This is a genomic window from Stutzerimonas stutzeri (assembly GCF_024448935.1).
Taxonomy (GTDB): Bacteria; Pseudomonadota; Gammaproteobacteria; order Pseudomonadales; family Pseudomonadaceae; genus Stutzerimonas; species Stutzerimonas stutzeri_AO.
On sequence record NZ_JAMOIE010000014.1, the window covers coordinates 59,496 to 70,278 of the forward strand.

Here is a 10,783-nt window from a genome sequence, read left to right on the forward strand (position 1 = left end):
CCCGCCGTCATCGCTGTCGAGCATGAGCTGAAGGTGCGGCGCCTCTGACGCTCCCCTTGCGGGCGCTGCCGCGCTGACGGAAGCTTGTCGCCCCAACGAGCCCGCCCCGTCCCTGATGAACATCGAACAGATTACCCAACGCCTGCACGCGATCCGCGACCAGAACGACTGGCAGCGCTTTCACAGTCCGAAAAACCTCGCCATGGCCGCCAGCGTGGAAATGGCCGAGCTGCTGGAAATCTTCCAATGGCAGACCGAGGACGAATCGCGCCAGCTCTCGGCCGATAAGCTCGCACACGCTGGCCAGGAAGTCGGCGACATCGTCATGTACCTGTTGCTGATGTGCAGCGAACTGGGCATCGACATGGAACAGGCACTGCTGGCGAAGCTTGCCGACAACGAACGGCGGTTCGCCCGATGAGCGATCGGCATTTCGATGAGCTGGCGACGCGCTTCGCCGAGAAGATCTACGGTGGCGCCAAGGGCGCGATCCGCCTTGCCGTGCTGCAGGCCGACCTGACGGAAGCCCTGCCGCAACGGCCACTGCGGATGCTGGATATTGGTGCGGGCCTCGGCCATATGAGCCTGTGGCTGGCGCAGCAGGGCCATCAGGTCACGCTGTCGGAACCCGCCGAACCCATGCTGGAAGGCGCCCGCAAGCAGTTTGCCGAAGCCGGCCAGCAGGCAACCTTCATCCAGGCACCCTGGCAGGACATCGAAAACCAGGTCGAGGGCCGGTTCGAGCTGGTCATCTGCCATGCCGTGCTGGAGTGGCTGGCCGAGCCCCAGGCGATCCTGCCGGTGCTGCATCGCCTGGTTGCCGAGGATGGCTGGCTGTCGCTGGCCTTCTATAACCGCGACGCGTTGATCTACCGCAACCTGCTCAAGGGCCATTTCAAGAAGCTGCGCAACCAGACCTATGCCGGCGAGCGCCAGAGCCTGACCCCGCAACAGCCGCTCGATCCGCGCGAGCTGGCGGCGCAACTCGCGCCGCACTGGCGGGTCGAAACAACCAGTGGCGTGCGCGTCTTCCATGACTACATGCCCGCCGATTTCCAGGCCCGCACCGAACCTGCCGACCTCATCGAGATGGAACTGGCCTACCGCCGCCATCCCAGCTTCGCCGGCCTCGGGCGCTACCTGCACTGGTTATGTCGGCCGCTTTGAGCCGACCGGGAGGTACCGATGTCGATCCGCCCCGCACTGCCCCTGCTCTGTTCGCTGCTCGGCTTGAGCCTCGCGGCGTGCCAGAGCAGCAACCCGTACACCAGCGAATCGGCGCCCATACCACCGGCGCCGCCAATCGAGCAGATCCAGTCGCCGACTTACCCGGCGGCGCCGCAGGATTTTTCCAGCTACCAGAACTGGAGCTGGCGAAACCCTCCGGCGGGGACGGCTTCACTGGGTGCCGAGGAGCTGCAGGAAATGATCTCCGGCGCGCTCGATCAACGCGGCTTGCGCCCGGCACCGACCGGCGCCAAGGGCGATGTGCAGATCAGCGCCAGTGCACAGATGGAGACGCGCGTGCGGCAGGTCTACGATGACTACTATGGTCCCCGGGTGGGCGTCGGTGCCGGGCGCTATGGCGGTTACGGCCCGGGTTACAACACAGGCTACGGCATTGGCGGCAGCACCCCGGTGGTGCGCAACTACCAAGAAGAAGTGGTCACGGTGCGCATCGAGATGATCGACAGCGCCTCCGGCCAGACCGTGTGGAGCAATCGCGCCGAGGCCCGCAGTGGCGGTGATCAGGCCGAGCGCAAGGACGCCGCGCGAGCCGCCGTGAACCGGGCGCTTGCTGATTATCCACCGCGCTGAGCGCACGCACTTAACGCAAGGAGAACCGCGATGTTCCGTTCATGGCTGATGCTGCCTCTGCTGCTGATGCTGACCGCCTGTCAGAGCACCCGGGTGCAACGTGATTTCGACCCGCAGCGTGATTTTTCCGCCTATCGGACCTGGAGCTGGAAAGAGCCCGCCCTGCAGTACCGACCAGACGATCCCCGCATCAAAAGCGACCTGACCGAGCAACGCATCCGCAGCGCCGTCAGCGAGCAGCTGGACCAACGCGGCCTACGCCAGGCCCAGTCAGGCGCGCAACCGGATCTCCTGGTGCAGGCCTGGCTTCTCGTCGATCAGCGCAGCCAGCAATACACCACCTCATCGATCAATGGCTGGGGCGGTCCGTGGGATGGGTTCTGGGGTGGGCCGGTGATGACTGACACCCGCACCCTTCACTATCAGGTCGGCACCTTACAGCTGGACATGTACGCCGCCGACGACGGCAAACTGGTCTGGCGCGGCAGTACCGAGCAGGTCCTGCGCGACGACCCGGGGAGCCCTCAGGAGCGGGCCGGGATGCTTCGTGAAACCGTCACCAAGATTCTCTCGCAATACCCGCCGCGCTAGCATGGTCGGCTCGCTCTGAACAACGCCCGCCGCCTCGGCGGGGTTTCTTTTTCTCTGGAGGAAATCTGCATGCCCGTCGCAGCCTGGTGGCTTCTCGTTCTGCCTTTTATCGCCGGAGCTTTCCTGCCGCTACAGGCCGGGATCAACGGGCAGGTGGCCAAGCATCTTGGCGGCGTCATGAGTGCCGCGATGCTGTCCTTCGCAGTGGGCACCGTGGCGCTGATCGGCGTGGTGCTGTTTCAGCGGGACATGCCGGGCATCCAGGCGCTGCGGGACCTGCACTGGTATCACTGGTGTGCCGGATTGCTGGGAATGTTCTTTATTGCGACCGCCGCCTTCGCCGGCCCGCGGATCGGCGCGCTGCTGTTCATGGCCTTGGTATTGGCCGGCCAGCTGGGCATGGCACTGCTGCTCGACCACTTCGGCTGGGCGGGCTTTCGTCAGTCGTCGATCAGCCTGGGCAAGCTTGGCGGGCTGCTGCTGATTTTCGCAGGCGTCTGGATGATCCGCCGCGGCTGATCCGCGGTGCGGCTCTTGCGCTCGAAGGCGTAGAACAGATTGGGTTCGCTGACCACATACAGATCGCCACGCGCGTCAAAGGTCATGCCTTCGGCCTGAGGCACGCTATTGTCGAGACCGGCAGAGCCGCGCCACAATGAGCTGAAGCTGACCAGTTCCCCCTCACTGTCCAGCTCGAGCAGCATTTTTGCCTCATCGCTGAGCAGTACCAGATGGCCGGTGCGTTCGTCGTAGTGCACCGAGGCAAGGTCGCTGGCCATGTCCTTGTCTTCGATCCATGCCTCGCGGTCGATGATGTTCAGGTTCAGCTGTCCGTTGAGACTGGCCTTGATGCCCTGGATCTCATAAAGCCTGCGTGGTGAGTGTTCTTTCACCGCAAACAACCGATCACCGGCGCGGTCGTAGCCCAACCCCTCGAAACCCGAGTTGTCCGATGCGTCCATGGACAGCGAGACTGCCGCATAATCCTCACGCACCAGCTCACTGGGCTGCGAGGGGACCGGGAGGATCACGATCGATTGGCTGCGTTCCTCGACAACTGCCAGCAGGTTGTCGCCCAAATAGGTAATGCCCTCGACGTCGACGAAGCCCTTCAGCGGATAGCGAGCGATGAGTTCGCCGTCGAGGTCCAGCGCGACGAGCTCCTCCGGGTTGTTCACCACGGCCCAGAGCTGATTGCGCTGCTCATCGAAGGTCAACCCGGAAAGGTTGTTACCGACGGTCGCCACCGGCTTGGCCTCGACACGCACCTGGTACTCCGGCAACCAGAGGCTGTGCGCCTGGCGGCTGTCTTCGTGCCACGCCGATTGCAGCGAGTAGAACACTCGCTCATCGAGATGAAAGGTCGTGCCGGCATAAAGCAAACCGGCCGCCAGCATAGCCAACGCCCAAGCCTGCGGGCGGGCTCCCCGTAGCCACCAGCGCCGGGTATCGGTAATAGTCGTCATCGTTGTGTTTTCTCATGATCGGAGCGCTGGCGGAACAGCCTGCTCGGGAAAGGTCGCAGTCACGTGACAGCGCTCGATAAGGCACCGGCCAGCCCGGTACTGACCTACCGTCCGCAGGCAGTTTCAATCCTGCCTTGGAACTGCCGGACGGATTGATAGCCCAATGCCCCAGGGAACGGCTGCGCCTGCAGCCTCGGATCGTACGTCAGGAGAACAACATGCGGGTGGAAAGTTTTTTCGAATGGTTGGGCCAGGCGCTCGGCAACGTGATTCGCTACATCGTCGATGCGCTCAGCGGCTTCTTCGGATTGTTCGCCGCTGCCGGCGCCAACTTTCTCGACGGCCTGTCGCGCACCCTCGGCATGGACCGCTCGCTGATCAGCCTGATTGCCCTGGCAATCGGCCTGCTGTTGCTGGTCGGCGCGTTTCGTGCATTCTTCCGCCGCTCGATCATCGCTGGCGTGATCTATCTGTTTCTGGGGCTCTGGCTGCTGAGCTGGCTTATCCACTGACAGCTTGAAGCTTGAAGCTTGAAGCTTGAAGCTCGAAGCTCGAAGCTCGAAGCCTGCAGCCCACACCCTGTATCATGCCGGGCTGTTTCTGGAATCCTTCATGTCACGGCTACTGACCGCCTGGCAGCACGCCCCCACCCATAAGCGGGTCTGGGCGCTGGCTGCGCCAATGATCCTGTCCAATCTCTCCGTACCGCTGGTGGCGCTGGTCGACAGCGCCGTGATCGGCCACCTGCCGCACGCGCACCAATTGGCGTCAGTCGCGGTCGGCGGCAGCCTCTACAGCCTGCTGGTCTGGGTGATGGGCTTTCTGCGCATGGGCACCACCGGCTTTGCTGCTCAAGCCGCCGGACGCCAGGACGGCGGTGCGCTGCGTCAGGTACTGCTGCAAGGTTTGCTGCTGGCGCTGGGCTTTGCGCTGCTGTTGAGCCTGTTTGCGATGCCGCTGAAAGGTTACGCGTTGCAACTTATGCAGCCCTCTGCCGAACTCGACGCGCTCACCCAAGCCTATTTCCACACCCGCCTGTTCGGCCTGCCCGCCGCGCTGGCGAGCATGGCGCTGGTTGGCTGGTTTCTCGGCACCCAGAATGCGCGCGCGCCATTGGCGATTCTGCTGACGACAAATCTCATCAACGTTGCGCTGGACCTGTGGTTCGTCATCGGCCTGGAATGGGGCGTGGCCGGCGCAGCCCGCGCCTCGGTCATTGCCGAATGGAGCGGTGTGCTGGTCGGCCTGGCGCTGACCCGAGGCGCACTGTTGCGTTACGCCGGACGCCTGGACCGCCAGGCGCTGCGCCTGTGGGCCAGCTGGCGTCCGCTGATGTCCGTCAACCGCGACATTTTCTTTCGTTCGCTGGCGCTGCAGCTGGTGTTTTTCCTGGTCACGGTCCAAGGGACGCGGCTGGGCGACACCACGGTAGCGGCCAATGCCTTGCTGCTGAACGGTTTGATGCTTACCGCGCACGCACTCGACGGTCTCGCCCACGCCGTCGAAGCACTGAGCGGGCATGCGATCGGCGCCCAGAGCCGCACCGAGCTGCGACGGATTCTGACTGTTGCCGGCGGCTGGTCATTGCTGGCGAGCCTGGTCTTCGGCCTGTTCTTCCTGCTGGGCGGCGAGCTGTTCGTCAGCCTGCAGACCGACATTCCTTCGGTGCGCGAAACCGCCGCCGCCTACCTGCCCTACCTCGCTGCGCTGCCCCTGGTCGCCGTCTGGAGCTATCTGCTCGATGGCTTGTTCATCGGAGCCACCCGCGCGCGGGAAATGCGCAACGCCATGCTGCTTGCCGTCCTGATTTCGCTACCATTGGGCTGGCTGTTGCGTGGAATGGGCAATCACGGCTTGTGGCTGGCCTTTCTCGCCTTCATGCTCCTGCGCGGCGTCTGCCTAGGCAGCATTGCCAGGCGGCTGCAACGCCAGGGGCAATGGTTCGCCTCGACCCATGCGGCGCCAGCGGTCACCGCCACAGCGCAACCACCCTGACCAAAGGACCTTTACCAAATGGCCTATGCCGTCGCCGCCTACCTGCACTTCGTGGCGATCTTCCTGCTCTTCTCCCTGCTGGTGCTCGAGCACCAGCTGTTCCACCAGCCGCTGAATTTCAAACGCGCCCGCAGCCTGTTTCGCGTTGATCTGGCCTTCGGCATTGCGGCCGGCGTGGTACTGGTAACCGGCGCAGCGCGCGCGATGCGCTATGGCAAGGGGCTGGACTATTACCTCAACAACAGCTTGTTCCACGCCAAGGTCGGGCTGTTCGTTGCGGTTGCGCTGCTGTCGATCTACCCCACTGTGATCTTTCTCAAATGGCGTCCGGCGCTGAAGGCGGGCCAGGTCCCATCGATCGGTCCAACCACTGCCCGCTGGGTGAAGACGGTGATCCGCATCGAGCTGCTCGGACTGTTGCTGATCCCGCTGCTGGCCACACTGATGACCCGGGGGTTTGGCGTAATTCCGCAATAAAGCGCCGCGCTCCTGGCCTGGGCGATCCAGGCGTGTGGACTGATCTTCTGCAACCCATCCACAACGGCTTGCACACTCTTCGAAAACGACTCCAGAGCTCGATTGTCGACTACAGACCGCGGCGCAGCAGTCCATAAGTCCCGCACTACCAGACGGAGCCGAGCCGATGACCGATCGCCTGACCGTAACACCCTTACCCTTCGACCCCACTTTCGAGCAGGTGCCAGAGGACGAAGCCGAAACTATTTCCGGCCTGATCCAGGCCATGCGCGAGATCACCGAGACGACCTTTGCCGACAGTGGCCATGCCGTTCGCAGCGTTCATGCCAAGAGCCACGGCCTGCTGCAGGGCGAAATCGAAGTCCTGCCCGATCTGCCGCCAGAACTGGCCCAGGGGGCTTTTGCCAAGCCAGGCAAGATGCCGGTGGTGATGCGTTATTCGACCAATCCGGGCGACATCCTTGATGACAAGGTTTCCACTCCGCGCGGGCTGGCGATCAAGCTCATCGGCGTTGAGGGCGAACGCCTGCCCAATACCGACGGCCAGGTCACCCAGGATTTCGTCATGGTCGATGCGCCGGCGTTCATGGCGCCGACACCCAAGGACTTTCTCAAGTCGGTGAAGTTGCTCGCCAAGACTACCGACCGAGCGCCCCGCGCCAAGCAGGCACTGTCTGCCGCGTTGCGCGGTGCCGAGAGCCTGCTGGAAAAGGCCGGAGGCGAAAGCGCGACGCTCAAGGGCATGGGCGGTCATCCCACCACGAACCTGCTTGGGGAAACCTACTACAGCGTGGCTCCGCTGCTCTATGGCCGCTACTTCGCCAAGTTCTCGGTGGTGCCCGTCTCGCCGGAATTGAAGGCGCTGACCGATCAGAAGGTCGACCTCAAGGACAAGCCGAACGGGTTGCGCGAGGCGGTCAACAACCATTTCGCTCAGCACGGCGGGACCTGGGAATTACGGGTGCAGCTGGCCACGGACATCGAGAAGATGCCCATCGAGGACGCCAGCGTGGTCTGGCCGGAAGAGGCCAGCCCTTACGTCACGGTTGCGCGAATCAATGTCCAGCCGCAATCGGCCTGGAGCGAAGCCCGCGCAGCGGTGGTGGACGACCAGATGTCGTTCAGCCCCTGGCATGGACTGGCGGCCCATCGTCCGCTCGGCGGCATCATGCGCTCGCGCAAGCCGGCCTATGAAATGTCATCCGAGTTCCGCGCTCGTCACAACGGCTGCCCGATGCAGGAGCCGACAACGCTGGAGCGGCTACCGAGCTGACCCAGCGAGCGGTACGGCACGGCACGGCCCCGGCATGCTTGCCGGGACGTTTTTTACATCAGCGCCAGACAATCGAGGTAAAGGCGAAAAACAGAATGGCGATAAAGTAGGTCCCTGCCACGCCGATGTGGCTTTTCATTGCCTGCTGGGTGAGCTGCGTGCCGTGCCATCAGCACCTGCAGGCCCGCCATCAGCGCCACCACCAGCTCGGCGAAGCGCGCGACGGAGCGTAGCCCGCCGAAGATCACCCGCCCGGCGAGGATGGCGATGGCAAATGCCAACCCAGAATTTCGGGACGCCAAACGCGCGCCCATGGCATCGGCGATGGAGAGCGGCAAAGCCTGTCATCGAGACAGCTGCCGCACTGCCCTGGCCCCCAGTTGCAACTGGCGCTATGGTCGGCACATATCCATCCGGGGACGAATCATGGCCGCCAAACCCAGCAACGCCCGTCAGCAGATCCACCTTGCGGTTCTTATCGACGCCGATAACGCCCCCGCCGCGATTGTCGAAGGCCTGTTCGAGGAAATCGCCAAATACGGCGTCGCCAGCGTCAAGCGCATCTACGGCGACTGGACCAAGCCCAACCTCGGCAGTTGGAAGAAGGTGCTGCTGGACTATTCGATCCAACCGATTCAGCAGTTCGCCTACACCTCCGGCAAGAACGCCACCGACAGCTCGTTGATCATCGACGCGATGGACCTGCTCTACACACGCCGCTTCGACGGCTTCTGCCTGGTCTCGAGCGACAGCGACTTCACGCGTCTGGCCGCACGTATCCGTGAAGAAGGCCTGACCGTCTACGGCTTCGGCGAACAAAAGACGCCCTCGCCCTTCGTTTCAGCCTGCGACAAGTTCATCTACACCGAAATTCTTCGCGCCGACGCACCCAAGACCTCACAGGAGCCGCCCAGCAATGGGGACAAGCCTGCCATGCAAACAACGCTGGAGAAAACGGAGGAAGACACCAAGTCCGCCGACAAGAGCGCTCAGGTCAAGTCACAGAAAGTGCCGGTGGACTTCATCGCCAAGGTGCTCAGCGACCTCGCGGACGAAGAAGATGATTGGGTCCAGCTGGGCCTGCTGGGCTCGAACATCAGCAAGCTTCGCCCTGCTTTCGACCCCCGGCTTTACGGCTTCAAGAAACTCAGCGACCTGATCAAATCCCAGCCCAAGCGCTTCGAGTTGGAGTCGCGCGGCACCACCTCGACCGGCGGCAAGGCCGTCTATGCGCGCAACCTCAAACCATCGAAATGACCAGGGCGGCGGCCTGCCACGACCGAACGGCCGCTAACAGGCCGACCACTGCCGGACGCCGCACACGTGCGAACCGGCGCAACCGCAGCGAACCCTCGCCCACCGCGCCCTTCTAAGCAGACATCGACCCAGGAGGTTTCCATGACCAACTCACTGCTTATCGCCCTCGGCTTCGCGCTCTGCACGCCAGCCGCCTTCGCCCAGACGCCGAAGCCCGAGGTCATCACCCACCTCAACGGACTGGACGTCGAGATCAGCGCCATGGGCGTGCCGACCTCGACCACCGAGGCGGGCGGCGAGCTGGTCGGCATCCGCGCCGTCAGGGTGAGGAACAACACCGATGACACCGTGACCTGCGAATTCCACGTGCCCGACGAGGCCCGCGCCGATGCCTCTGCCCCGCCTGTTTTCACCGTGAGCCCCAACACTCAGCGGGTTGAGCGGGTGCCTGGCGAATACTCGCCGGACCAGCCCTTCGCCGAGGTGACCTGCCGCGGCTCGCGGGAGAGCGTCGGCACACCGACCCTGCCGTCCGCGACCGAACCGGCCGATGCACCGGCCGATGCCCCGGCCGATGCCCCGGCGAACGACGCCGCCCCCGGCCAGGCCGCACCGACCGGCACCGCACCGGCCGAACCCGGTGACCCGACGCGCTCGCGCGAGACGTCCAACCGCAACCGCTGATTAGCCTGCACCCGGGATAACACCTGGGTCTGACCAGGTGCCCCGCGCACGCTGCAGGCCGGTATCTCCATCGAGCTGTAACAGCGCCTCGGCCAGGCTCGGGAAGCCACTCGACTGCTTCCCGAGCCTGCCGCATCAGAACACATCTCCAGAACCCGACCCACTGACCGGGCGCGCCGGACGTCCGGTTCAGCGATGCGCTCTGTTCTGCACGTGCCACACTGAACTCAACGGGCGCATCGAATACGACCGACGCGGCCGTCTGGAGCCGGTCCAACGGGCTCAACACTGCAAGGCCGCCACGATGGAGCACGTGCGTATAGATCATCCTGGTCTTGACGTCCGCGTGCCCGAGCAGTTCTTGCACCGTACGGATGTCCTGCCCGCTTTCGAGCAAATGCGTGGCAAAACTGGGGCGCAACCTATTGCGGTGTCGCCAACTTGATAAGCCCCGATGCCTTCACCGCACGCTTGAAGGCCCGCTGCACGCGCTTTTCGTCCAGGTGATGACGGCGCGCAGCCCCGCTGCGCGGATCCACGGAGAGACCTGCCGCCGGAAATGCCTACTGCCAGGCCCATTCCCAGGGAGCCTTGGGATACTTGCGGGCCAGGGCGTCCGGCAGAGAGACGTCTCCCCCGCCCTCGGCCAATGCCTGTTGATGTATTACCACGCCGCAGCGGCTCGATCACACTGACGGGCAGAACCGTGACGCGGTCCTTCTGGCCCTTACCGTCACGGATGAGCAACTCGTTACGTGAAAAATCGATGTCCTTGACCTTCAGCCCCAAGGCCTCCATCAAGCGAAGCCCAGCCCCATACAAGAGCCGCGCGACAAGGCCGACCGCCCCCTCGAACTGCCCGAGAACCTGTTGCACCCCTATATGGACAGCACGACAGGCAACCGAACAGGTTTTTTTGGCACGCACTACTCTCCGAGCCAGGGTAAGTCCTGTTTAAGCACCTGCTTATAAAGAAACAACAGCGCGGCAAGCGCCTGACTTTGCGTAGAAGCAGAAACATCCCGGCGAACGGCAAGATCGGAAAGGAACGCCTCCACCTCCGCTGCGCCCATTTCTGCTGGGTGACGATAATTGTGAAACCGTACGTAGCGCTTGACCACTCGCAATAGACACGTTCAGTTCGGATCGAGTAGTGTTTCAGCCTGATCGGGTCACGAACCTGATCAAGCAATCGCGGCTTTCCATCCATGGTGTATGACTC

Annotated in this window: 12 protein-coding genes and 2 pseudogenes; 11 read left to right on the forward strand and 3 right to left on the reverse strand. The window is 63.5% G+C overall.

Annotation, left to right across the window (positions count from 1 at the left end; translation table 11 throughout):
- Positions 1 to 115: 115 nt before the first annotated feature.
- The 5 genes from NA637_RS06365 (at position 116) to NA637_RS06385 (ending at position 2,928) form a co-directional block, all read left to right on the forward strand.
- Entirely contained in the window at positions 116 to 421 is a 306-nt protein-coding gene (locus tag NA637_RS06365; protein WP_256071488.1) for a nucleotide pyrophosphohydrolase, read from the forward strand.
- A complete protein-coding gene (locus NA637_RS06370) occupies positions 418 to 1,167 on the forward strand; it encodes a methyltransferase domain-containing protein (protein WP_256071489.1) in 750 nt (249 codons plus the stop codon). The genes NA637_RS06365 and NA637_RS06370 overlap by 4 nt, the downstream gene beginning before the upstream one ends.
- 18 nt (positions 1,168 to 1,185) lie before the next feature.
- Positions 1,186 to 1,818: a DUF4136 domain-containing protein gene (locus NA637_RS06375; RefSeq protein WP_256071490.1), complete on the forward strand. Its 633-nt coding sequence runs from the start codon at positions 1,186 to 1,188 to the stop codon at positions 1,816 to 1,818.
- 30 nt (positions 1,819 to 1,848) lie between these two features.
- A complete protein-coding gene (locus NA637_RS06380; RefSeq protein ID WP_256071491.1) occupies positions 1,849 to 2,409 on the forward strand; it encodes a DUF4136 domain-containing protein in 561 nt (186 codons plus the stop codon).
- Positions 2,410 to 2,478: 69 nt separating this feature from the next.
- Positions 2,479 to 2,928, forward strand: coding sequence for a DMT family transporter (locus NA637_RS06385; protein ID WP_256071492.1), 450 nt, complete (start codon positions 2,479 to 2,481; stop codon positions 2,926 to 2,928).
- On the opposite strand, the gene NA637_RS06390 is transcribed toward NA637_RS06385, so the two are convergent.
- Positions 2,850 to 3,875 (reverse strand): SdiA-regulated domain-containing protein, encoded by a 1,026-nt coding sequence (locus NA637_RS06390; protein WP_256071493.1) that lies wholly within the window; start codon positions 3,873 to 3,875, stop codon positions 2,850 to 2,852. The genes NA637_RS06385 and NA637_RS06390 overlap by 79 nt on opposite strands.
- Before the next feature lie 218 nt (positions 3,876 to 4,093).
- Between NA637_RS06390 and NA637_RS06395 the strand changes: the two genes are divergently transcribed.
- From NA637_RS06395 to NA637_RS06410, 4 genes are all read left to right on the forward strand, one after another.
- Positions 4,094 to 4,387, forward strand: coding sequence for a hypothetical protein (locus tag NA637_RS06395; RefSeq protein ID WP_256071494.1), 294 nt, complete (start codon positions 4,094 to 4,096; stop codon positions 4,385 to 4,387).
- Positions 4,388 to 4,487: 100 nt separating this feature from the next.
- Positions 4,488 to 5,870, forward strand: coding sequence for an MATE family efflux transporter (locus NA637_RS06400; protein WP_256071495.1), 1,383 nt, complete (start codon positions 4,488 to 4,490; stop codon positions 5,868 to 5,870).
- A gap of 18 nt (positions 5,871 to 5,888) precedes the next feature.
- Positions 5,889 to 6,347, forward strand: a complete 459-nt coding sequence (locus NA637_RS06405; protein ID WP_256071496.1) for a DUF2214 family protein — start codon at positions 5,889 to 5,891, stop codon at positions 6,345 to 6,347.
- A gap of 166 nt (positions 6,348 to 6,513) precedes the next feature.
- Positions 6,514 to 7,620: a catalase family protein gene (locus tag NA637_RS06410; protein ID WP_256071497.1), complete on the forward strand. Its 1,107-nt coding sequence runs from the start codon at positions 6,514 to 6,516 to the stop codon at positions 7,618 to 7,620.
- A 53-nt stretch (positions 7,621 to 7,673) separates the two neighbouring features.
- Here NA637_RS06410 and NA637_RS06415 read toward each other — a convergent pair whose 3' ends face one another.
- A complete protein-coding gene (locus tag NA637_RS06415) occupies positions 7,674 to 7,958 on the reverse strand; it encodes an alanine:cation symporter family protein (RefSeq protein ID WP_256071498.1) in 285 nt (94 codons plus the stop codon).
- A gap of 88 nt (positions 7,959 to 8,046) precedes the next feature.
- Between NA637_RS06415 and NA637_RS06420 the strand changes: the two genes are divergently transcribed.
- Both NA637_RS06420 and NA637_RS06425 read left to right on the forward strand, forming a co-directional pair.
- On the forward strand, positions 8,047 to 8,877 hold the full coding sequence (locus NA637_RS06420; RefSeq protein WP_256071499.1) for an NYN domain-containing protein: 831 nt from the start codon (positions 8,047 to 8,049) through the stop codon (positions 8,875 to 8,877).
- Positions 8,878 to 9,018: 141 nt separating this feature from the next.
- Positions 9,019 to 9,387, forward strand: a pseudogene (locus tag NA637_RS06425) (hypothetical protein); the annotation flags it as partial.
- Positions 9,388 to 9,811: 424 nt separating this feature from the next.
- On the opposite strand, the pseudogene NA637_RS06435 reads toward NA637_RS06425, so the two are convergent.
- Positions 9,812 to 10,771: pseudogene (locus tag NA637_RS06435) on the reverse strand (integron integrase); the annotation flags it as partial.
- Positions 10,772 to 10,783: the final 12 nt, after the last annotated feature.

Bases quoted from the DNA above. Each gene is read 5' to 3' on its own strand.
- NA637_RS06405 (WP_256071496.1), top strand. From the start codon at position 5,889: ATGGCCTATGCCGTCGCCGCCTACCTGCACTTCGTGGCGATCTTCCTG.
- NA637_RS06380 (WP_256071491.1), top strand. From the start codon at position 1,849: ATGTTCCGTTCATGGCTGATGCTGCCTCTGCTGCTGATGCTGACCGCC.
- NA637_RS06390 (WP_256071493.1), bottom strand. From the start codon at position 3,875: ATGACGACTATTACCGATACCCGGCGCTGGTGGCTACGGGGAGCCCGC.
- NA637_RS06395 (WP_256071494.1), top strand. From the start codon at position 4,094: ATGCGGGTGGAAAGTTTTTTCGAATGGTTGGGCCAGGCGCTCGGCAAC.
- NA637_RS06375 (WP_256071490.1), top strand. From the start codon at position 1,186: ATGTCGATCCGCCCCGCACTGCCCCTGCTCTGTTCGCTGCTCGGCTTG.
- NA637_RS06420 (WP_256071499.1), top strand. From the start codon at position 8,047: ATGGCCGCCAAACCCAGCAACGCCCGTCAGCAGATCCACCTTGCGGTT.
- NA637_RS06365 (WP_256071488.1), top strand. From the start codon at position 116: ATGAACATCGAACAGATTACCCAACGCCTGCACGCGATCCGCGACCAG.
- NA637_RS06400 (WP_256071495.1), top strand. From the start codon at position 4,488: ATGTCACGGCTACTGACCGCCTGGCAGCACGCCCCCACCCATAAGCGG.
- NA637_RS06370 (WP_256071489.1), top strand. From the start codon at position 418: ATGAGCGATCGGCATTTCGATGAGCTGGCGACGCGCTTCGCCGAGAAG.
- NA637_RS06410 (WP_256071497.1), top strand. From the start codon at position 6,514: ATGACCGATCGCCTGACCGTAACACCCTTACCCTTCGACCCCACTTTC.
- NA637_RS06385 (WP_256071492.1), top strand. From the start codon at position 2,479: ATGCCCGTCGCAGCCTGGTGGCTTCTCGTTCTGCCTTTTATCGCCGGA.